The 21,493-nt window shown below is 65.4% G+C and carries 21 protein-coding genes; 12 read left to right on the top strand and 9 right to left on the bottom strand.

The genetic code is table 11. From position 1 onward, the window contains the following. The first annotated feature begins 23 nt into the window (after positions 1-23). Both ruvX and G8O24_RS18950 read left to right on the top strand, forming a co-directional pair. Positions 24-515: a Holliday junction resolvase RuvX gene (gene ruvX / locus G8O24_RS18955; protein ID WP_188101863.1), complete on the top strand. Its 492-nt coding sequence runs from the start codon at positions 24-26 to the stop codon at positions 513-515. A gap of 3 nt (positions 516-518) precedes the next feature. Then, positions 519-1,442, top strand: a complete 924-nt coding sequence (locus G8O24_RS18950) for an AEC family transporter (RefSeq protein WP_188101861.1) — start codon at positions 519-521, stop codon at positions 1,440-1,442. Between the two features lie 4 nt (positions 1,443-1,446). Here the strand turns inward: G8O24_RS18950 and G8O24_RS18945 are convergent, their stop codons facing one another. The 4 genes from G8O24_RS18945 to G8O24_RS18930 all read right to left on the bottom strand — a co-directional run bounded on the left by G8O24_RS18945 (position 1,447) and on the right by G8O24_RS18930 (position 5,553). Next, positions 1,447-2,172: a CPBP family intramembrane glutamic endopeptidase gene (locus G8O24_RS18945; protein WP_244645898.1), complete on the bottom strand. Its 726-nt coding sequence runs from the start codon at positions 2,170-2,172 to the stop codon at positions 1,447-1,449. A gap of 160 nt (positions 2,173-2,332) precedes the next feature. Beyond that, a complete protein-coding gene (locus G8O24_RS18940) occupies positions 2,333-3,097 on the bottom strand; it encodes a CPBP family intramembrane glutamic endopeptidase (protein WP_188101908.1) in 765 nt (254 codons plus the stop codon). A 23-nt stretch (positions 3,098-3,120) separates the two neighbouring features. Beyond that, positions 3,121-4,764, bottom strand: a complete 1,644-nt coding sequence (locus G8O24_RS18935) for an acyl-CoA dehydrogenase family protein (RefSeq protein ID WP_188101860.1) — start codon at positions 4,762-4,764, stop codon at positions 3,121-3,123. An 18-nt stretch (positions 4,765-4,782) separates the two neighbouring features. Continuing rightward, positions 4,783-5,553: a M15 family metallopeptidase gene (locus tag G8O24_RS18930; RefSeq protein WP_188101858.1), complete on the bottom strand. Its 771-nt coding sequence runs from the start codon at positions 5,551-5,553 to the stop codon at positions 4,783-4,785. 203 nt (positions 5,554-5,756) lie between these two features. Here G8O24_RS18930 and G8O24_RS18925 point away from each other — a divergent pair, with 203 nt between their 5' ends. The 4 genes from G8O24_RS18925 to G8O24_RS18910 all read left to right on the top strand — a co-directional run bounded on the left by G8O24_RS18925 (position 5,757) and on the right by G8O24_RS18910 (position 10,017). Beyond that, positions 5,757-6,704 (top strand): aspartate carbamoyltransferase catalytic subunit, encoded by a 948-nt coding sequence (locus G8O24_RS18925; protein ID WP_092291136.1) that lies wholly within the window; start codon positions 5,757-5,759, stop codon positions 6,702-6,704. 8 nt (positions 6,705-6,712) lie between these two features. Continuing rightward, the gene (locus G8O24_RS18920; protein WP_188101906.1) at positions 6,713-8,014 is read left to right on the top strand and encodes a dihydroorotase; all 1,302 of its coding nucleotides are present in this window, start codon (positions 6,713-6,715) and stop codon (positions 8,012-8,014) included. A 35-nt stretch (positions 8,015-8,049) separates the two neighbouring features. Continuing rightward, positions 8,050-8,646, top strand: a complete 597-nt coding sequence (gene plsY / locus G8O24_RS18915; protein ID WP_188101856.1) for a glycerol-3-phosphate 1-O-acyltransferase PlsY — start codon at positions 8,050-8,052, stop codon at positions 8,644-8,646. A gap of 150 nt (positions 8,647-8,796) precedes the next feature. Beyond that, positions 8,797-10,017, top strand: a complete 1,221-nt coding sequence (locus tag G8O24_RS18910; protein ID WP_188101854.1) for a patatin-like phospholipase family protein — start codon at positions 8,797-8,799, stop codon at positions 10,015-10,017. Here the strand turns inward: G8O24_RS18910 and G8O24_RS18905 are convergent. Beyond that, positions 10,009-11,253 carry an amidase gene (locus tag G8O24_RS18905; RefSeq protein ID WP_188101852.1) on the bottom strand — a complete coding sequence of 415 codons (1,245 nt, stop codon included), beginning with the start codon at positions 11,251-11,253 and terminating at the stop codon, positions 10,009-10,011. The two genes, G8O24_RS18910 and G8O24_RS18905, sit on opposite strands and share 9 nt — an antisense overlap. 91 nt (positions 11,254-11,344) lie before the next feature. On the opposite strand from G8O24_RS18905, the gene dprA reads away from it, so the two are divergent. Then, positions 11,345-12,487, top strand: coding sequence for a DNA-processing protein DprA (gene dprA / locus G8O24_RS18900; protein WP_188101850.1), 1,143 nt, complete (start codon positions 11,345-11,347; stop codon positions 12,485-12,487). A gap of 48 nt (positions 12,488-12,535) precedes the next feature. On the opposite strand, the gene G8O24_RS18895 is transcribed toward dprA, so the two are convergent. Further along, entirely contained in the window at positions 12,536-12,946 is a 411-nt protein-coding gene (locus tag G8O24_RS18895) for a winged helix-turn-helix transcriptional regulator (protein WP_188101848.1), read from the bottom strand. 83 nt (positions 12,947-13,029) lie between these two features. Between G8O24_RS18895 and G8O24_RS18890 the strand changes: the two genes are divergently transcribed. Next, positions 13,030-13,638 carry an FMN-dependent NADH-azoreductase gene (locus G8O24_RS18890; protein ID WP_188101846.1) on the top strand — a complete coding sequence of 203 codons (609 nt, stop codon included), beginning with the start codon at positions 13,030-13,032 and terminating at the stop codon, positions 13,636-13,638. A gap of 57 nt (positions 13,639-13,695) precedes the next feature. Here the strand turns inward: G8O24_RS18890 and G8O24_RS18885 are convergent, their stop codons facing one another. Together G8O24_RS18885 and G8O24_RS18880 are read right to left on the bottom strand one after the other, a co-directional pair. Further along, on the bottom strand, positions 13,696-13,878 hold the full coding sequence (locus G8O24_RS18885) for a hypothetical protein (protein ID WP_188101844.1): 183 nt from the start codon (positions 13,876-13,878) through the stop codon (positions 13,696-13,698). A gap of 177 nt (positions 13,879-14,055) precedes the next feature. After that, a complete protein-coding gene (locus G8O24_RS18880; protein ID WP_188101842.1) occupies positions 14,056-14,829 on the bottom strand; it encodes a glucose 1-dehydrogenase in 774 nt (257 codons plus the stop codon). 122 nt (positions 14,830-14,951) lie between these two features. Here G8O24_RS18880 and G8O24_RS18875 point away from each other — a divergent pair, with 122 nt between their 5' ends. Beyond that, complete coding sequence (locus G8O24_RS18875; RefSeq protein ID WP_188101840.1) at positions 14,952-15,419, top strand: winged helix-turn-helix transcriptional regulator; 468 nt, start codon at positions 14,952-14,954, stop codon at positions 15,417-15,419. 49 nt (positions 15,420-15,468) lie between these two features. Here G8O24_RS18875 and G8O24_RS18870 read toward each other — a convergent pair whose 3' ends face one another. Beyond that, positions 15,469-15,717 carry a hypothetical protein gene (locus G8O24_RS18870; RefSeq protein ID WP_311972484.1) on the bottom strand — a complete coding sequence of 83 codons (249 nt, stop codon included), beginning with the start codon at positions 15,715-15,717 and terminating at the stop codon, positions 15,469-15,471. 217 nt (positions 15,718-15,934) lie between these two features. Here G8O24_RS18870 and topA point away from each other — a divergent pair, with 217 nt between their 5' ends. Genes topA through G8O24_RS18855 form a run of 3 tightly spaced genes read left to right on the top strand, consistent with a single transcriptional unit; the run spans position 15,935 to position 21,493 of the window. Beyond that, a complete protein-coding gene (gene topA, locus G8O24_RS18865) occupies positions 15,935-18,694 on the top strand; it encodes a type I DNA topoisomerase (RefSeq protein ID WP_188101839.1) in 2,760 nt (919 codons plus the stop codon). Positions 18,695-18,701: 7 nt separating this feature from the next. Further along, the gene (gene rnr, locus G8O24_RS18860) at positions 18,702-21,059 is read left to right on the top strand and encodes a ribonuclease R (RefSeq protein ID WP_188101837.1); all 2,358 of its coding nucleotides are present in this window, start codon (positions 18,702-18,704) and stop codon (positions 21,057-21,059) included. Next, positions 21,053-21,493: a DUF983 domain-containing protein gene (locus G8O24_RS18855; RefSeq protein ID WP_188101835.1), complete on the top strand. Its 441-nt coding sequence runs from the start codon at positions 21,053-21,055 to the stop codon at positions 21,491-21,493. Before rnr ends, G8O24_RS18855 begins: the two co-directional genes overlap by 7 nt.

The following is a 21,493-nucleotide window of genomic DNA, read 5'->3' as shown; positions in this document are numbered from 1 at the left end:
CGACGCATGATATGCGCTAGTCCATGCCGGCTCTTATCCTGCCCCTCGTCGATGCTGCAACCCATTGGCCCGAACGCGGCGGGTTGATCGGCCTTGATTTGGGCACCAAGACCATTGGTGTCGCCGTGTCCAATCCGGACCGCCGGCTGGCGACCGGTGTCGAGACCATCCAACGCAAGCAGTTCAAGCAGGACGCAGCCCGCCTCCTCGCCATCGCAACCGAACGCAAGGTCGTCGGCTTCGTGCTCGGGCTGCCGATCAACATGGACGGCAGCGAGGGGCCGCGCGCGCAGTCGACCCGCGCATTTGCCCGCAATCTGGCCAATCTGACCACGCTCCCCATTGGCCTCTGGGACGAGCGCCTCTCGACCGCCGCGGTCGAGCGTGAGCTGATCGGCATGGACGTCAGCCGCGCCAAGCGCGCCGAAGTGATCGACGAGCACGCCGCGATCTTCATCCTGCAAGGCGCGCTCGACCGGCTCGCAAATCTGCGTGCAACATCGGGAAACGGCTGATCCATGGCCGTCGTGATCGCGGCGCTGCTGCCGGTCTTCATCCTGATCGTGCTCGGGGCCTTGCTCCGGCACAGCCTGATGCGGCTCGACACGCAATGGCACGGCTTGGAGCGGCTGACCTATTTCGTGCTGTTTCCGATGCTCCTGATCCAGACGCTGGTGAAGGCCGACCTTTCAAAAGTGCCGGTCGCCGGCGTCGGCGGCGCGCTGCTGCTGGCGGCGCTGGCGATGTCGCTGCTGTGCCTCGCGCTCCGCCCGGCCCTGGCGCGCCTCGATATCGACGGCCCCGCCTTCACCTCGATCTTCCAGGGTGCGACGCGCTGGCAGACCTATGTCGCCCTCTCCGTCTCTGCCAACCTTTACGGCGACGTCGGACTGGCACTGGCTTCCGTTGCGATGGTCGCGATCATTCCGCTCGTCAACGTGTTCAGCGTCGCCGTGCTTGCACACTATGCGTCGCCCGAGAAGCAGTCCGCGCGCGCGATCGTCATGACGGTGATCCGCAATCCCCTGATCTGGGCCTGCGTCGTCGGTCTCGTCATCAACATCATTCACCTGCCGCTGCCAAAGATCTGGCACGAGGTTGCCGACGCACTCGGCCGCTCCTCGCTCGCCATCGGCCTGCTCGTCACCGGCGCCGGCCTCCAGATCAAGGGCCTGCTCCGCCCGAGTCTCGGTGCGACCCTCGGCGTGGCATTCAAGCTGGTGCTGATGCCCGTGCTTGCGCTGGTCCTTGCGGCTCGGTTCGGCCTCTCCGGCGACAGCCTCGCCATCGTCGCGATCTGCGCGGCGGTGCCGACCTCGCCGAGCGCCTATGTGCTGGCCCGCCAGATGGGCGGTGATGCGCCGCTGCTGGCGCAGATCATCACGCTGCAGACGGTTTTGGCCGCGATCACGATGCCGATCACGATCGCGCTGGTGGCGTGAGGCGCTAAACGTAGCGTCCCAATGTAAATAGGATGAAAGTGTTGCAGGCCGAATGAGCGACCACACTCGTCCATGTTGAGTTGCTGGACCATCGAAGATGGCCAAGAACCAACCCGAAAGCGAAAATGATCGCGCGTCCGAACCAATCATACTGGGTATGATTTAAGGCCCAGACAGCCGACGTCAGGAAGATGGCCCCGGTCGGACCGAGAAAGGACTGCGACCAGCCGCGAAACAGGAAACCGCGAACGACGAATTCTTCCATGATCGGTCCCGCGATGCAGCCTCCGATGAGCCAACCGAGCAATCCCGAGGCGCTTCCCACGACAAGCGTAGGATCGGCTTGATACCCATTCGCACCGATCTTCGACAGTACAAATCCCTCAATCGACATAAAGATGGTCGTAATGGCGAGAGCCCGAACGATTTCGCCACCTCGTGGCCAATCCAGCGCGAGATATTCGCCGAACTCTCTCCCTGCCATCCGGATGGCGATCCAAAGCACTGCAATGGCAGCCGGCGCTCCCGAAATAAGGAAAACGCCATACCAGCGTCCCTGTGAGACCAGCATCTGGAGCTCGCCCGACGCGTATGCTCTCGGGCCAGCGCTCACGGCCAGCGCGATGCTCACCACGATCGTGCCCGTCAGGACGAACGCGCCGTCTGAAAGCAAGGCAACGAGCGTCGTTTCCCAAAAATCCCAGGTTCTAAGTTGCGGGCCTGCAGCCAAGGGGTGTGCCCTCTGAAGGTCAGGCATACAGGCTCCTCACGACAACTTTTCGGCGAATACGGTCCGAATTTCCACCGAACATACGGGAGAACAATTTTCCCGGCAATCAGGTCGTTCGAGGATCTCTGCGAGGGCAACCAACGTGGCGCGTTAACCCGCCTCACCCCCCCAGCCACATCGTCAGCACCACCGCCGTCATGTTGTTCAGCGCATGCAGCAAGATGGTGAGCCAGAGCGAATTGGCCCGGTGGCGCATGTAGCCGAACCACAGCCCGATCGAGAACACCTCGGCGAGGAAGTACAGATCGTATTGCAGATGCACCGCCGTCCACACCAGTGACGACAGGATGATCGCGCCGGGCACGCCCAGAAAACTCGCCGACCAGCCGCGGAACAGAAAGCCGCGCGCGAGCACTTCCTCCGACATCGGCGCCGCCACGCTGAACGCGAGCAGCAGCAACAGCGCCGCGCCCTTGTCGCGGCCGGATTTCAACAGATCCGTCATGAATCCCGGCGTCGCCTCGCGGCCGAGGGAGCGCGACACCACCTCCCAGGCCAGCACGGTCAGCAGCAGCCCGGCGGCGCCGAGCAAAAATTGACGCCAGGTCGGCCAGTGCAGCGCGAGATAGTCGACGAAGGAGGCCTTCTTGATCCGGATGGCGAGCCACACCACGGCGAGCGTCGCCGGCAGGCCCATGATCACCGACAGCGCCAGCGCCTGCGGCTCGTGGCCGATGGCCTGCACCGAGGCAAGATCCATCGGCAGGCCGCGCAGCGCCACCAGCAGCACGACCGCGCCGACCTGGCCGACGAACATCGCCACGAAGATGAGCAGGCCCCATAACGCCGTGCCCCAGAACTTCCAGACGCGCAGCGGCGCCGGCGTCACGGTCAGCGGCGGATGATCGGGATTGAGGGAATCCATCAGGAGGCTTTCGTTTGGCAGGCTCACGGCAGCGCCCGCTCCAGCAGCGCGCGCACGTCGCTGCTGTCGAGCTCGACGGCGCCATACATGCTGGCGTGATTGGTGGCGAGCCGCGTCGCGGCGAACAGTTCGGCGTTGTGAGGCGACACGCCGTTGAGCGCGGCAGCCGCGGCCAGCAGCGCCAGTTTCTCGACCGCAAGGCGCGCGACGCGCTCGCCGTCGGGACGACGAAACGTCGTGCCGACGAATGCAACCGCCTCGCCTGCCCCCGGCAGCCCTTTCGTCTCGGCGGCAAGCGTCTGCAGCACCGCCATCGCAGCCTCGCCCTCGCGCGCGAGCGCGCGGAGTACGTCGAGGCACATCACGTTGCCCGAGCCCTCCCAGATCGCGTTGACCGGCGCCTCCCGATAGTGGCGCGCCAAAATGCCGTCCTCGACATAGCCGTTGCCGCCGAGGCACTCCATCGCCTCGTAGAGGAATGGCGGCGCGCTCTTGCAGGTCCAGTATTTGATCGCGGGCGTCAACAGCCGCATATAGGCAGCCTCCGCCGCATCATGCGGCGTGCGGTCGAAGGCGCGGCAGAGCCGCATCACCAGCGCCGTGCCCGCCTCCACATGCAGCGCCATGTCCGACAGCACCGCCTGCATCAACGGTTGATCGGCGAGATGTTTCTGGAACACGCTGCGGTGACGCGCGTGATGCAGCGCATGCGCCAGGCCCGAGCGCATCAGGCCGACGGACGCAATCGCGCAATCCTGCCGCGTCAACTGCACCATCTGGATGATGGTGCGAATGCCCTTGCCCTCCTCGCCGACGCGTTCGGCATAGGCGCCGACGAACTCGACCTCCGAGGACGCATTCGAACGGTTACCGAGCTTGTCCTTCAGCCGCTGGAACTGGATCGCGTTGACGGTGCCGTCAGGTGCAAAACGCGGCATGAAGAAACAGGTCAGGCCGCTATCCGCCTGCGCCAGCACCAGGAACGCATCGCACATCGGAGCCGACATGAACCATTTATGGCCGGTGATGCGATAGGCGTTCCCGTCACGCACCGCGCGCGTCATGTTGGCGCGGACATCAGTGCCACCCTGCTTCTCGGTCATGCCCATGCCGAGCGTCATGCCGCGCTTGTCCCACCATGGCGCGAAGCTCGGATCATAGCTCTTCGTCGACAGCACCGGCATGACGCGCGCCAGCAAATCCGGCTGCATCGCCAGCGCGGCGACGGAGGCACGCGTCATCGTAACAGGGCAGAGATGGCCGGTCTCGACCTGCGAAGCCATGTAGAATTTTGCCGCACGAATGACCGCGGCCGCATCGCCCGCAGGTTGTCCGTGCGCCGTCCAGGTCGAGACGTGCACGCCGGCGTGAGCGCTGTGCGCCATCAGCTCGTGATAGGCTGGATGAAACTCAACCTGATCGCGGCGATTGCCCTTGGCATCGAACGTGCGCAGCTTCGGCGTGGTCTCGTTCGCCAGCCGCCCGCGATCGGCCATCGCCGCCGAGCCCCAATGCCTGCCGAATTCTGACAGTTCCCGCTCCGCTGCCGCGCCGCCATTGGCCTTCACGGCCTCGACCAGCGGCTGGTCCACGGCAAACAGGTCGATGTCCTCGAACGGCGGCGATTGATTGAAGACCTCGTGGGTCGCAAAGCTCGGCTGGGTCATCTTGCTTCCTGGGCGGAATCAGTTCCGCCGCGGCTGAATCGGGAAATCATAGGCCGCCCCACCGGCCCCCGGCAGGGAAAAATGCCACCACTCCTTCGAATAGTTCACAAAGCCTTGCTTGGCCATCGCAGCCACCAGCCGCCTGCGCCAGGCGCGCTGATCGGGCGAGATCGACGGTGCTGCGGTATGTCCCTTTGCATCGGTGCAATCATAGCCCGTGCCCATGTCCACGCTCCCCTCCGGCAGCCGCGCCTCGACCGGCGCCGTGCAGTCGGCATAGGATTTTGCGGGATCGATTTTGGCGGAATTATCGGCCTTGAGATCGACCAGAGTGAGATCCAGCGCAGCACCTGTCGAATGCTGCGAGCGGCTCGCGATATAGCCGAGGCGAAACAGCTCGGTCTTTGGGATCTTCGGATTGTAGCGCCGCTCGGCCGCGGTCTCGTGGCCATTTTGCGACCACCTCACCATGTCGAGCGAGGCGCGCGCCGGCCGGTAGCAATCGAACATTTTCAGCGACAGATTTTGCGCGGCCAATTCCTGCTGGACTGCCTTCAGCCGCAGGCCCACTTCACGTTTCACCACGCATTCGCCGGCACCATAGCCGGCGAGCGGACGGCCGACGAAATTGTTCGGCGTGGCGTAGCGGATGTCCTGGATGATGCTGGGATCGACGTCGCGCAGATAGACGAAGCCGCCGGGAAGCGATTGGGCGGAGGCGGCGGCGACAAAAGTGGTTACCGCGACCGCAGCGACTATTGCTTTCACCTGATGTCTCCCGATCGTCATGGCCGGGCTTGTCCCGGCCATCCACGTTCTTTTTGCGTCAAATGCGATAGAAGATCGTGGATGCCCGGGACAAGCCCGGGCATGACGGAGAAACTGGCGACAGGTCGCGCCACCACGGCAAAATAGACAGATCAGGGGATAACTCCCCGCCCCGGCATTGGCCCTTGCTCCATCAGCCATCCGCGCCTATAGCTCTCGCTTTAATGACATCGAAATCGACCTTCGTCCTCGGCCACCGGCATTTGCTGGGCATCGAGGGCCTTTCCGCGGCCGATATCACCGGCCTTCTCGACCTGTCCGAAGAATATGTCGAGCTCAACCGCCAGGTTGACAAGAAGCGCACCGTCCTGCGTGGACGGACGCAGGTGAACCTCTTCTTCGAGGCCTCCACCCGAACCCAGTCCTCGTTCGAACTCGCGGGCAAGCGCTTGGGTGCCGACGTCATGAACATGTCGGTGTCCTCCTCGTCCATCAAGAAGGGCGAGACGCTGGTCGACACCGCGATGACGCTCAACGCCATGCACCCCGACATCCTGGTGGTGCGCCATCACGCCTCCGGCGCGGTGGAACTGCTGGCGCGCAAGGTTGACGGTTCCGTGATCAATGCCGGCGACGGCGCGCACGAACATCCGACGCAGGCACTGCTCGACGCGCTGACCATCAGGCGCAACAAGGGCCGGATCGAGGGGCTCGTGGTCGCGATCTGCGGCGACGTGCTGCATTCGCGCGTCGCCCGCTCCAACATCATCCTGCTCAACACCATGGGCGCCCGCGTCCGCGTCGTCGGCCCCTCCACGCTGCTGCCTCCCGGCATCGAGCGGATGGGCGTCGAGGTGGCGCGCGACATGCGCGAGGGCCTCAATGGCGCTGATATCGTCATGATGCTCAGGTTGCAGCGCGAGCGCATGAACGGCTCGTTCGTGCCCTCCACATCGGAATATTTCCACTATTTCGGGCTCGACCAGAAGAAGCTAGGCTACGCCAAGCCCGACGCGCTGGTGATGCATCCAGGTCCCATGAACCGCGGCGTCGAGATCGACACCGCGGTCGCCGACGGCGCCCAGTCCCTGATCCGCGAACAGGTGGAGATGGGGGTTGCGGTGCGCATGGCGGTGCTGGAAGCGCTCGCCCGTAACCTGCCGAACGCGTGATGGCCGCCATGCTGACCGACCGCCGCCCGATCCTGCTCGCCAACGCCCGCGTCGTCGATCCCTCCAGGGATTTCGACGGTCCCGGCGACGTCCTTATTGCCGACGGCGTCATCCGCGAGACCCGCCGCGGCATTGGCGCAGCCGGCGTCCCCGAGGGCACCGACGTCGTCAACTGCTCCGGCAAGATCGTGGCGCCCGGCCTGATCGACATGCGCGCCTTCGTCGGCGAGCCCGGCTTCAGCCACCGCGAGACCTTCGCCTCGGCGAGCCAGGCGGCGGCGACCGGCGGCATCACCACCATCATCTGCCAGCCCGACACCGCGCCCGTCATCGACAATTCGGCGACCGTCGATTTCGTGATGCGCCGCGCCCGCGACACCGCGATCGTCAACATCCAGCCGATGGCGGCCCTGACCAAGGGCATGCGCGGCGAGGAGATGACCGAGTTCGGCCTGCTCAAGGCCGCTGGCGCCGTCGCCTTCAGCGACGGCGACCACAGCGTGACCAATGCGCAGGTGATGCGGCGCGCGCTGACCTACGCCCGCGATTTCGACGCGCTGATCGTGCACCACACCGAGGACCCGGACCTCGTCGGCGAAGGCGTGATGAACGAGGGCGAGTTCGCCTCGCGCCTCGGCCTGATGGGCATCCCGAAGGCCGCCGAGGCCGTGATCCTCGAACGCGACATGCGTCTCGTCGCACTGACCGGCGGCCGCTATCATGCGGCCTCGCTATCCTGCATCGAGTCGCTCGAGATCTTGCAGCGCGCCCGCGACGCCGGCCTTGCCGTCAGCGCCTCGGTCTCGATCAACCATCTGGCGCTGAACGAGAACGACATCGGGCCCTACCGTTCGTTCCTGAAGCTGTCGCCGCCGCTGAGGGCCGAAGACGATCGCCGGGCGATGGTCGCCGCCGTCGCCTCCGGCCTCGTCGACGTCATCATGTCCGATCACAATCCGCAGGACGTCGAGGTCAAGCGCCTGCCCTTCGCGGAAGCGGCTCCCGGTGCAATCGGCCTCGAGACCATGCTGCCGGCGGGCCTGCGGCTGGTCCACAATGACGCGCTCGATCTCAAGACGCTGATCCGGGCGATGTCGACGCGGCCGGCCGAGCTGCTCGGGCTCGCGGGCGGAACCCTGCGCAACGGCGCACCGGCCGACGTCATCGTGATCGACCCCGACGTTCCCTGGGTGGTCGATCCCGCCGATCTCAAATCACCCTGCAAGAACACCCCGTTCGACGAAGCCCGCTTTACAGGTCGCGCGGTCAGGACCATCGTCGGCGGACGGACAGTTTACGAGCATGTCTAATGGGCGCGGGCTATGTCAGCCACGGAGACACCGCCATGGGGCTTGATGCCTTCCTGCCGGTGGCTTTTGTCATCGGCTATCTGCTCGGCTCTGTCCCGTTCGGGCTGATCCTGACCAGGCTCGCCGGCACGCAGGACCTGCGGTCGATCGGCTCCGGCAATATCGGCGCCACCAACGTGCTGCGCACCGGCCGCAAGGGCCTCGCCGCGGCGACCCTGCTGCTCGACGCGCTCAAGGGCACCGCGGCGGTGGTGATTTCAGGCTATATCGGCGGCCCGAATGCTGCGATGGTGGCAGGCCTTGGCGCCTTCCTCGGCCACCTCTTCCCGATCTGGCTCAAATTCAAAGGCGGCAAAGGAGTCGCCGTCTATATCGGTATCCTGCTCGGCCTGTTCTGGCCGGCAGCGCTGGTGTTCTGCCTGATCTGGCTCGCGACCGCCTTCACCACCCGCTACTCCTCGCTCTCGGCGCTGGTGGCAGCCTTCGTCACGCCGCTGTTCCTGTGGTGGTTCGGCCACCTTGCCCTGGCCTCGCTGTCCGCCGTGCTGACGCTGCTGCTGTTCTACATGCATCGCGAGAACATCAGGCGGCTGCAATCAGGGAAAGAAGGCCGCATCGGCGAGAAGGCTTGAGGCCGGGTATCCTACGGATACCAAAGCACCCTTCTCGCGTTATATGCCAAATCCTGTTCGCAACTCTCCGCCAACTCACGGGAGCTAGTGGCGGTCAGGTTCCATGCCTGTCATCCTGACAGTGGACATGGTGTTACGCGGTTGCTCAGAATGAGCGAGACGATTGACGGCACGCATGATGACGGCGGCTCGCAGAGCACTGCGGCAAGCCGCCTGCTGCTGACGACCAACATCTGGTCGGATGCGCCCTCGCCGCCTCCGGTACCAAAACCCGCCGCCTCACCGGCACCGCCGCCTGATTCCATCACCCAGGCTCCTCCAGTACAGGCTCCTCCAGCAACTGCCGAAGCCGTCACCGCCCTCGCGCCTGTTGCGCCCGCGCCGGCAAACTCCGATCCCTGGCCACCGCGAAAGATCTCGCTGGCGCTCCAGGGCGGCGGCACCTTCGCAGCCTTCACCTGGGGCGTGCTGGAGCGGCTCCTGGAAGAGCCATCGATCGAATTCGACAGCATCAGTGGCGCCAGCGCCGGCGCCATCAACGCGCTGCTGCTCGCCGGCGGTCTTGCCGAAGGCGGCCGCGAAGCGGCCCGCAACCGCTTGAACCGGTTCTGGCTCCGCCTGATGCACGAGGCCTCGTTCCGCTCGCTGATGCTGATCGGCGGCTTCTCGCCGGCGGGAAGCTCGGTCGCTTTCGGGCCGACGCTGCGCTCCGGCCAGTTCGATCCGTTCGACCTCGATCCGCTGCGCCAGGCGCTGTCGCGCGACATCAATTTTGCCGCCTTGCGCGACACCAGATGCCCAAGGAGATGCCCAAAGCTCCTGATCGCGGCGACGCGGATCCGCGACGGGCAGCAGCAGATCTTCGGCAATGAAGCTGTTACTGCGGATGTCGCGCTGGCCTCGACCTGCCCGCCGCTGGTTCATTGCGCCGTCGAGATCGACGGCGAAGCCTATTGGGACGGCGGCTTTGGCGGCAATCCGCCGCTGATCAAGCTGGCGCAGCAATCGACGACCGCCGACCTGTTGCTGGTCCAGGTCACGCCCACGCGCGACAATTATGTGCCGATCACGCTCGCCGCGATCGACCGCCGCCTCGACCAGATCGCGGCCAATGCCGCGCTCAACGCCGAGATCGCGGCGATCGAATGGGCGCGGTCACATACAGCCCCCGCGCTACGGCTCTCGAGAATCGCAGCCGAAGACTCAATCGAGGGCCTGGCGCAACGTTCATCGACCGATCTCGGCCGCGGCTTCATCCGCCTGCTGCACCGGAGCGGTCGCGAGGCCGCCGAGCGCTGGCTCGGGCAAGCTGCCAATACCGGCGTCTCGCAGGCGATGCGCGGACGCGCCGCCGAGCCCGCGCTAGCCTGATTTCGCCAGCGCATTCTCCAAGAACCACGCCGCAGACAGCGCGCCGGAATCATTGCCGAAGCGCGCGATCACCTGCACGCCGATCGGAAGGCCCCCGATCTTCATCACCGGCACGTTGACGCATGGATTGCCCATCAGCGTCCACAGCCTGTTGTAGCGGGGCGAACCGGTCGAGGCGAGCTCCTTGGCCGGCGCGGTGCCGGGCGCGGAATAGGTGAGCAGCACGTCGAAACCTTCGAACAGCTCGCCGAGCTCGCGACGGCCGCGGCGGGCAATCCGGCGTGCATCGTCGTATTGCTTCGGCGTCAGTCCGACGGTCTCATCGAGGCTGGCGCGCAGCAGTGGCGCGATCTCGTCGTGACGCTCGTCGAACTCCCAGGCGAGCGCGCGATGCGCCTCGAAATCCTGGATGATCGGATGGATGCGCCAGGCCTCCTTGACCGCCTCGGGCAGATCGATGGTCTGCACGCTGGCGCCGGCCTTCTCGGCTGCCTTGATCGCAGCCAGCAGCCCCTCTTCTGCCGCCGGCTCCACAGCCTCGGCAAACTCCTGCCTGACCACGCCGATGCGCGGCGACTTTGCCGGGACGATGCCGGAGAACTCCGTCCGGCCCGTCATCCCCAAGAGGCCGCGTGCGAGATCCTCCGCACGCGATCCGAACAGGCCGACCGTGTCGAGCGCCCACGAATAGCACTTCACGCCGACCGTCGGCAGCATGCGGAACGACGGCTTGATCGCGGCAGCGCCACAATAGGCCGCAGGCCGGATCACCGAGCCGCCGGTCTGGGTGCCGAGTGCCAGCGGGATCATGCCGGCGCCGACCGCCGCCGCCGAGCCCGAGGACGAGCCGCCAGGCGTGTGGCCGGGATTGTGCGGATTGAGCGTTTGCGTCGGATCGCGCGAGGCGAATGCCGTGGTTGTGGTCTTGCCGATGATGGTGGCGCCGGCCCGCTTCAGCATCATCACCACAGGCGCATCCGAGCGCGGCTGCCAGCCGCGATAGATCTCCGAGCCCATCTCGGTCGGCATATTGGCGGTGTCGATGATGTCCTTGATGCCGACGGCAATGCCCCGGAGCGGACCAAAGCCTTGCGCCTTCGCCGAGACGTCGTGGCGGACGAAGGCGCGAACGTCCTTCTCCTTGGCCTCGATCGCCTGATGCGACTGGGCGATGGCGGCATCGGGCGTAAGCTCGCCCGCTTCAATGCGGCGCTGGAGATCGGCGAGTGAGATCATGGCAAAATCCTTCTTATTGGCCTCGCTTTTAGCATCGGGGCGAGGCCGCGCAAGCGCACAGCCCTGTTGCGCAACGCCCTCAGGTTGTTCCATGCTGCGCCCACAAGGAGACGCCGTGGACGCCATCAATCCCAGTGTTAAGCTGACCGAGCTAGAACGGATCGACCGGCTGCGGCTGATCCGCTCCGACAATGTCGGGCCGCGCACTTTTCGCTCGCTGGTCGATCATTTCGGCACCGCGCGCGCCGCGCTGGAGCGCCTGCCTGATCTGGCGCGCCGCGGCGGCGCACCGCGATCGGCTCGCATCTGCAGCCTGGATGAAGCGAGGGCCGAGCTCGCCGCAAGCCTCAAATTCGGCATCGCCTGGCTCGCTCCCGGCGAGGACGGCTATCCGGCGCGGCTGGCGACACTCGACGACGCGCCGCCCTTGCTCGCGGTGCGCGGCGATGGCGCGACCTTGATGCGTCCGATGATCGCGATCGTCGGCTCGCGCAACGCCTCCGGCGCGGGCCTCAAATTCGCCGGCCAGCTCGCGCGCGAGCTTGGCGAAGCCGGCTTCATCATCATCTCGGGTCTCGCCCGCGGCGTCGACCAGGCCGCGCATCGCGCCAGCGTCGCGAGCGGCACCATCGCCGTCCTCGCCGGCGGCCATGATTGCATCTATCCGCCCGAGCATGGCGATCTCCTCGCCGCGATCCTCGACCACCAGGGCGCGGCGATCTCCGAAATGCCGCTCGGCCACGAGCCGCGTGCCCGCGACTTCCCTCGCCGCAACCGGCTGATCTCGGGCGCAGCGCTCGGCGTGGTCGTGGTGGAAGCGGCGCACCGCTCGGGCTCGCTGATCACCGCGCGCATGGCGGCCGAACAGGGCCGCGAGGTGTTCGCTGTCCCCGGCTCGCCGCTCGATCCGCGCGCCGCCGGCGCCAACGACCTGATCAAGCAGGGCGCAACGCTCGTCACGGAAGCATCCGACATCATCAACGCGGTTCAGCCGATCCTGGAGCGGCCGATGATGCGGCCGGTGAGCGAGCCCGACAGCGAGCCGTTCGAGAGCGATCCGCAAGGCCACGACCGCGAGCAGATCACGGGCCTGCTCGGCCCTGCCCCCGTCACGATCGACGATCTCGTGCGGATGTCCGGTGCCTCGCCCGCGATCGTGCGCACGGTGCTGCTGGAGCTCGAGCTTGCGGGAAAGCTCGAACGTCACGGCGGCGGGCTGGTGTCGCTGCTTTAGGCCTGTGTGTCCGACACCCTCATTCCGGAGCGCGACGATGTCGGCGCGCTAGCCGCCGTTTCTCTCGTCAAAGCGCGTTCTTGCCGCCGCGATCCTGTCCTGATGTGCGATCGCCCACTCGCCCAGCGCCTTCACCGGCTCTTGCAGCCCGCGACCGAGATCGGTCAGCTCGTAGTCTACGCGCGGCGGAATGGTCGGGAAAATCGTGCGCGTGACGAGGCCGTCGCGCTCGAGGCCGCGCAATGTCAGGGTCAGCATCCGCTGCGAAATGCCGTTGATCATGCGCTTCAGCTCGTTGAAGCGTTTCGGCCCGTCGCTGAGCATCATGATGACGAACACGCTCCATTTGTCACCGACCCGCGACAGCACGGAGGCGACCCCGCGACAATCCGCGTGGTTCGGATCGGGCCTCGGGGACGCGGGAAACTCGGTGTGTGCAGGTTCCAAAGATGTGCCCATGGCTCAAAAAAGTGCGTTCTTGCGGGGATTTTGACAGTCACTCATGTAGTGCGGGTTACAAATCTATACCAGGGTGACCCCAAATGAAACTCCTCCATATCGACTCCAGCGTGCTCGGCCCCCACTCCGTCTCCCGGCAGGTTTCCGCCGCAATCGTCGACCGGCTCAGGCAGGCGACGCCCTCGCTCGAGGTGACCTACCGCGACGTGACCCAGGCCCCGCTCGCCCATCTTTCCGGGTCGCACCTTGCGGTGGCGCAGGGCGCATCCGCGCCTGCGGAACTCGGCCCCGACCTCGCTGCCGGTGCTGCCGCGCTGGAAGAGTTCCTGGCGGCTGACATCGTGGTGATCGGCGCGCCGATGTACAATTTTACGATTCCGAGCCAGCTCAAGGCCTGGATCGACCGTGCCGTGCTCGTGGCAGGCAAGACATTCAGCTATGGCGCGAACGGACCGCAGGGCCTGGCCGGCGGCAAGCGCGTGATCGTGGCCATCTCACGCGGCGGCTATTACGGCGCGGATACGCCGATGGCCGCGCTCGAGCATCTCGAAACCTATCTGCGTGGCGTGTTCGGCTTCATCGGCATCAATCCTGAATTCATCGTCGCAGACGGAATCCAGGTCGGTCCCGAACATCGCGAAAAGGCGCTGGCCGGCGCGCTCCAGGCGGCCACCGGCTTGCGTGCGGCGTAAGGTTACGCCGACGACAGCCGCTGCCGCCCCCCGGCGGCGGCTGAAAGATCGACAAAGCTAAAACCAGGCGCCCTGCACGCCGAGGATCACGGCGATGAGCGACATGAGCAGGCCGATGCCGGAGAAGATGGCAACCCCGATGAACTCCGACACGTCGGAGTGCTTTGCCGGAACTGCGGAACGTTCGGTATGAATACGCGGCGCTGAAATCGGAGCAAAAATACGTGCGGCTTTCGGCATAACGGGCTCCCTTAAATAGGTCTTATGACCCCCTGCCCGTAGAAAAGTCTTGGCAGCGCACGCGAAGGTTCAACGCATCACGCAAGGTTCAGAAAATACCTGCCGCAAGACGAGGGAACCGGCCGGCGCAACCGTTCGCGGTTCGCGCCGGCCGGTTCAACTTTCAGCTCATTTGACTTATCCGCGATAGATCGGCGCGCCGCTCGGCGAGGCGACGGCCCCGCCGTCGACGAAGATCTCCTGTCCCTGAATGTGCGCGGCATCGTCAGACGCAAGGAACAGCACGGTCTTCGAAACGTGATCGGGTTCACCGATACGGCCGAGCGGCGTCGACAGCCCAATCCGCTTCTCGAATGCCTTCTCGGCTTCAGGTGTTGCGATCGCGGCGCCCCAGATCGGCGTGCGGATCGCACCGGGCGCGACCACGTTGACGCGAATGCCGCGCGGCGACAGTTCCGAGGCCATGATCCGCGCCATCGCGCGCACCCCCGCCTTGGCCGCGCCATAGGCCGAGTAGCCGGGAATGCCCAGCACGGAGATCACCGAACCGTTGAGGATGATCGAGGCGTTGTCGTTGAGATAAGGCAGCGCGGACTGAACGGTGAAGAACACGCCGGTGAGATTGGTGCTGATGACTTTCTCGAACACTTCGAGCGTGGCTGAGCCGAGCGGCGTGCCGCCGGGGATGCCGGCGTTGGCAAACAAAATGTCGAGCTTGCCGAACTTTTCCGTACCCCTCTTGACCGCGGCTTCCGTCGCGGCGATGTCGGTGGCATCAGCCGCAAGTGCGATCGCGTCAGGGCCGAGTTCCTTTGCAGCGGCCTCCAGCGTCTCCCTGTTGCGGCCGGTGATAATCACCTTCGCGCCCTCGGCCACGAACAGCTTTGCGGTCGCCAGCCCGATGCCGCTGTTGCCGCCTGTGATCAGCGCCGTCTTGCCTTGAAGTCTCATGCTCGCCTCCACTGGTTTCATGATGAAACTGAGTTGCGATCTACGCCATATGGTTTTATGATGCAACCACACATCCGTGTGATCGCCACCGCAACCGTGCGAATGCGACAGGACGAAGGACGATGGTGAAACGAACCAGCTTCGAGGGCGATGCCTGCCCGATCGCCCGATCGCTGGACGCGATCGGCGACTGGTGGTCGCTGCTGATCATCCGCGAGGCGCTGTTTGGGCTGCGCCGCTTCGGCGAGTTTCAGAGCAAGCTCGGCATGGCCAAGAACATTTTGGCGGCACGGCTGCGCTCGCTCGTGGATCACGGCATCCTGGCAACCGCCCCCGCCTCCGACGGCAGCGCTTATCAGGAGTATGTTCTGACACCGAAGGGCCGCGGCACCTTCCCGATCCTCGTGGCGCTGCGCCAATGGAGCGAGGAGTTCGACGACCACCCCGAGGAGATCGCAACGATCTTGGTCGATCGCGAGAGAGGCCGCCCGATCAAGAAGCTCGAAATGCACGCCGAGGACGGGCGCCTGCTCAGCCCGGCGGACACGATGTTGAAGCCGCGTCCGGCATCACGCCGGCGATCGGCATGATGGCGCCGGGCCTCACCTCAGGATGGCGGATCCGATCGATGCGCAAGCCTCACGACAGCTTGCGCTTGCTTCGTAGCCGCAGGTGCTCATCGGCCTCGAGCTTGGTCATGCCCAAGAGATAATGCAGCACGTCGAGCTTGTGGCGCTCGGCGAGTTTGCGCAAAACGGCCACCTGCTCGGCGATGAAGGCCACGGCTTCATCGGCGCCGCCCTCCCCCGGTTCCTCGTTACGCGAGCCTCCCCGCACGCCTGATGCGGCGCGCGCACGTTTCTTTCCTGGCCTTGCCACCAGCCCCACCCGAATCCATGCCCCGCGGCGACATTACGCCCATCGCGGCCGCAACTCCAAGGTGGTAATTTGCAACTTTCTCGATATGAAACTTTTCCCATCCCGCAGGCTCTCAACACCCCTCGATTTGACAGGGACCGCCTCACCACCCATGTTCGGTGCGAAACGGCCGACCCGAATCTGATCGATTTCGGCCCAAGATTTCCCCGTAAGTTACTGGAACTACATGAATATCGTCATTGTGGAGTCGCCGGCGAAAGCCAAGACGATCAACAAATATTTGGGCTCGTCCTATGAGGTTCTGGCCTCGTTCGGCCATGTCCGCGACCTTCCCGCGAAGAACGGTTCCGTCGATCCCGACGCCAATTTCAAGATGATCTGGGAGGTCGACCCCAAGGCGGCCGGCCGGCTCAACGACATCGCCAGGTCGCTGAAGGGTGCCGACCGCCTGATTCTGGCGACCGACCCCGATCGCGAGGGCGAGGCCATCTCCTGGCATGTGCTGGAGGTGATGAAAGAGAAGCGCGCGCTGAAGGATCAGAAGATCGAGCGCGTGGTGTTCAACGCCATCACCAAGCAGGCCGTCACCGATGCGATGAAGAATCCGCGCCAGATCGACGGCGCCCTGGTCGACGCCTACATGGCGCGCCGGGCTCTCGACTATCTCGTCGGCTTCACGCTCTCCCCGGTGCTCTGGCGCAAGCTTCCGGGCGCCCGCTCGGCCGGCCGCGTGCAATCGGTGGCGCTGCGCCTCGTCTGCGACCGGGAGCTCGAGATCGAGAAGTTCGTGCCGCGTGAGTACTGGTCGCTGATCGCGACGCTGCTGACGCCGCGCGGCGATACCTTTGAGGCCCGCCTCGTCGGCGCCGACGGCAAGAAGATCCAACGCCTCGACATCGGCACCGGCGCGGAAGCCGAGGACTTCAAGAAGGCGCTGGAACTGGCGACCTATGCGGTGACGGCGGTCGATGCCAAGCCGGCGCGCCGCAATCCGCAGGCGCCCTTCACCACCTCGACGTTGCAGCAGGAAGCCAGCCGCAAATACGGCTTCGCGCCGGCGCACACCATGCGCATCGCCCAGCGCCTTTATGAAGGCATCGACATCGGCGGCGAGACCACCGGCCTCATTACTTATATGCGTACCGACGGCGTGCAGATCGACCCGTCGGCGATCACCCAGGCGCGCAAGGTGATCGGCGAGGATTACGGCAACGCCTATGTGCCGGATGCTCCACGCCAGTACCAGGCCAAGGCCAAGAACGCCCAGGAAGCGCACGAGGCGATCCGCCCGACCGATCTCTCCCGCCGCCCCGACGCCATGAGCCGCAAGCTCGATTCCGATCAGGCCAGGCTCTATGAGCTGATCTGGAAGCGCACCATCGCAAGCCAGATGGAATCGGCCGAGCTCGAGCGCACCACCGTCGACATCACGGCGAAGGCCGGCGGCCGCACGCTGGAGCTGCGCGCCACCGGCCAGGTCGTCAAGTTCGACGGCTTCCTTGCCCTGTACCAGGAAGGCCGTGACGACGAGGAGGACGAAGACTCCCGCCGCCTGCCCGCGATGAGCCAGGGCGAGGCGATCAAGCGGCAGTCGCTGTCCGTCACCCAGCACTTCACCGAACCGCCGCCGCGCTTCTCGGAGGCCTCTCTCGTCAAGCGCATGGAAGAGCTCGGCATCGGCCGTCCCTCGACCTATGCCTCGATCCTGCAGGTGCTGAAGGACCGCGGCTACGTCAAGCTGGAGAAGAAGCGCCTGCATGGCGAGGACAAGGGCCGCGTCGTCGTCGCCTTCCTCGAAAGCTTCTTCAACCGCTATGTCGAGTACGACTTCACCGCCAATCTGGAGGAGCAGCTCGACCGCATCTCCAACAACGAGATCTCCTGGCAGCAGGTGCTGAAGGATTTCTGGACCGGCTTCATCGGCGCCGTCGACGAGATCAAGGATCTGCGCGTCGCCCAGGTGCTCGACGTGCTCGACGACATGCTCGGCCAGCACATCTATCCGCCCCGCGCCGATGGCGGCGACATCAGGCAGTGCCCGAGTTGCGGCACCGGCCGGCTCAATCTGAAGGCCGGCAAGTTCGGCGCCTTCGTCGGCTGCTCGAACTATCCGGAGTGTCGCTACACCCGGCAGCTCGCCGCCGACAGCGAGACCACGGCCGATCGTTCGCTCGGCCAGGATCCCGAGACGGGTCGCGATGTCTGGGTCAAGGCCGGCCGCTTTGGCCCCTACATCCAGCTCGGCGAGCAGAAGGATTATGAGGAAGGCGAGAAGCCGAAGCGCGCGGGCATCCCGAAGGGCACCTCGCCCAGCGATATCGAGCTCGAGCTTGCGCTCAAGCTGTTGTCGCTGCCGCGCGAGATCGGCAAGCATCCCGAGACCGGTCAGCCGATCACCGCCGGCCTCGGCCGTTTCGGGCCGTTCGTGAAGCACGAGAAGACCTATGCCAGCCTGGAAGCCGGCGATGAAGTCTTCGACATCGGCCTCAACCGCGCTGTCACGCTGATCGCCGAGAAGGTCGCCAAGGGCCCGAGCCGACGCTTTGGGTCTGATCCCGGCAAGGCGCTCGGCGACCATCCGACCCTCGGCACCGTCACCGTGAAGAGCGGCCGTTACGGCGCCTATGTCACAGCCGGCGGCGTCAACGCGACCATTCCGGCCGAGTTCGAGAAGGACACGGTGACGCTGGCCCAGGCGATCGCGCTGATCGACGAGCGCGCGGCCAAAGGTGGCGGCAAGGCCAAGCCGGCGAAGAAGGCTGCGAAGCCGGCCAAAGCAAAGAAGACTGCCGACGGCGACGACACCGCGCCAAAACCAAAGAAACCGGCCGCGAAGAAAGCCGCGGCCAAAACCAAAACCGATTCCACCAGCAAGGCGCGCGCTGGCGTGGCGTCGACGGCCAAGACTTCTGCCACGAAGCCGTCGGCGACCAAGTCAGCTGGCGCAGCCAAAGCTCCGGCCAAGAAGAGCGCCGGCACCAATTAGAGGTTAAGTGAAACCAAAGAAAGACCGTGGCTTTCCCGACCGGCAAGCCATCGTCGCCTTCATCAAGGCACATCCCGGAAAGGTCGGAACCCGCGACATCGCGCGCGAGTTCGGCCTGAAGAACGCCGATCGCATCGAGCTCAAGCGCATTTTGCGCGAGCTCGCCGACGACGGCACCATCAAGAAAAAGCGCCACACGGTCTCCGAACCGGACAGCCTGCCGCCGACGCTGGTCGCCGACATCACCGGCCGCGACCGCGACGGCGAGCTGATCGCCTCCCCGACCGAATGGGACGAGGTGGAAAACGGCGAGCCGCCAAAGATCCTGATCGAGATGCCGCGCCGGCCCAGGCCCGGCACCGCCGCAGGCGTCGGCGACCGCGCGCTGCTGCGCGTCGAGCCGACCACCGAGGAGCAAGGTCCCGCCTATCGCGGTCGCATCATCAAGGTGTTCGACAAGGCCAAGAGCCGCATCCTCGGCGTCTTCCGCAGCCTGCCCGAAGGCGGCGGACGGCTCGTGCCCGTCGACAAGAAGATGGCGGACCGCGAGCTGAATATCGCTGCCGCCGACACCAAGGGCGCGCAGGACGGCGACCTCGTCAGCGTCGACATCGTCCGCACCCGCAGCTTCGGCCTCGCCTCAGGGCGGGTGAAAGAGAAGCTCGGTTCGGTCAAGAGCGAGAAGGCGATCAGCCTGATCGCGATCTACGCTCACGACATCCCGCTAAATTTCTCCTCCGCCGCAGAGCGCGAGGCCGAAGCCGCCGAGCCCGCCAACCTGAAAGGACGCGAAGACTGGCGCGACGTTCCGCTCGTCACCATCGATCCGCCCGATGCCAAGGATCACGACGACGCGGTGCATGCGCAGGCGGATCCAGATCCCAACAACAGAGGCGGCTTCATCGTCGATGTCGCCATCGCCGATGTCAGCTTCTATGTCCGGCCCGGCACCGCGCTCGACCGCGATGCGCTCGACCGCGGCAACTCGGTCTATTTCCCCGACCGCGTCGTGCCGATGCTGCCCGAGCGCATCTCCAATAATCTCTGCTCGCTGGTGCCGGGCGAGCCGCGCGGCGCGCTGGCGGTGCGGATGATCATCGCGCCTGATGGCCGCAAGAAGTCGCACAGCTTTCACCGCATCCTGATGCGCTCGGCCGCCAAGCTGAGCTACGCGCAGGCGCAGGCCGCGATCGACGGCAGGCCCGACGACACCACCGGTCCCCTGCTCGATCCGATCCTCAGGCCGCTCTATGCGGCCTATGCCTGCGTCAAGCGCGCCCGCGACGAGCGCGATCCGCTCAATCTCGATCTGCCCGAGCGCAAGATCCTGCTCAAGAGCGACGGCACGGTCGACCGCGTCGTCGTGCCTGAGCGTCTCGATGCGCACAAGCTGATCGAAGAGTTCATGATCCTCGCCAACGTCGCCGCGGCCGAGATGCTGGAGAAGAAATCGCTCCCGCTGATCTACCGCGTGCACGATGAGCCGACACTGGAGAAGGTCCACGCACTCTCCGAATTCCTGGAGACGCTGGACGTTCCCTTCGCCAAATCAGGCGCGCTGCGCCCGACCCTGTTCAACCGCGTGCTGGCCCAGCTCGAAGGTCACGATTATTACCCGCTGGTCAGCGAGGTCGTGCTGCGCGCCCAGGCGCAGGCCGAGTACTCGTCGGAAAATTATGGTCATTTCGGCCTGAACCTGCGCCGCTACGCGCACTTCACCTCGCCGATCCGCCGCTATGCCGACCTCGTCGTGCACCGCGCGCTGGTCCGCGCGCTCGGCCTCGGCGAAGGCGCCCTGCCCGACAGCGAGACGCCGGAAACCTTGAGCGAAGTCGCCGCCCATATCTCGCTGACCGAGCGGCGCGCCATGAAGGCGGAGCGCGAGACCGTCGATCGTCTGATCGCCCATCACCTCGCCGACCGTATCGGCGCCAGTTTTCAGGGCCGCGTCTCCGGCGTCACCCGCGCCGGCCTGTTCGTCAAGCTGAGCGAGACCGGCGCCGACGGATTGATCCCGATCCGATCCCTCGGCGCGGAATATTTCAACTATGACGAGAGCCGCCACGCCCTGATCGGAACGCGCAGCGGCACCATGTACCAGCTCGGCGACGTCGTCGACGTCAGGCTGATCGAAGCGGCCCCCGTCGCGGGCGCACTGCGCTTCGAGCTGCTGTCGTCGGACAGCGCGACGAGCCCGCGCGAGCGCAGGCGCCCCGGACCACAGCGCCGCCCTTCGTTCAAGGCCCATCCGGGACGCAGTCCGGATAAAAAACGCAAGCCGCCGAAGCCGAAATCCGGCAAGAAGGGCAAGCAAAAGAACAAGGGCAAAGGCAAGAGCAAGGGGCAAAAGGGCAAGGCATGGTGACGATGAGCACGGCGCCAAAAATCTGGACGCGCGAGACCGGCCTCGTCGAGAAGCGCGACGTCTTTACCGCGATGAAGCGCGGCTTTCGCGGTCGCTGTCCACGCTGCGGCGAGGGAAAGCTGTTCCGCGCCTTCCTGAAGACGGCGGACAATTGCGCGGTCTGCGCGCTCGATTTCACGCCGCACCGCGCCGACGATTTGCCCGCCTATCTCGTCATCGTCATCGTCGGCCACATCGTGGTGCCCACGATCCTCTGGATCGAGACCAATTACACCACGCCGGTCTGGCTGAGCTTCGTCGCCTATCTGCCCTTCACCTTCTTCGCCTCGCTCGGACTGTTGCAGCCGGTCAAGGGAGCTGTGGTCGGCTTGCAATGGGCTCTGCGCATGCACGGGTTTGACGAGAACCCGCCGGATGGTATTCCGCCTGTGTAA

The organism is Bradyrhizobium campsiandrae (assembly GCF_014529705.1).
GTDB lineage: Bacteria > Pseudomonadota > Alphaproteobacteria > Rhizobiales > Xanthobacteraceae > Bradyrhizobium > Bradyrhizobium campsiandrae.
Note: the sequence above shows the minus strand (reverse complement) of the source record. Positions and strands in the feature narration are given on the sequence as shown.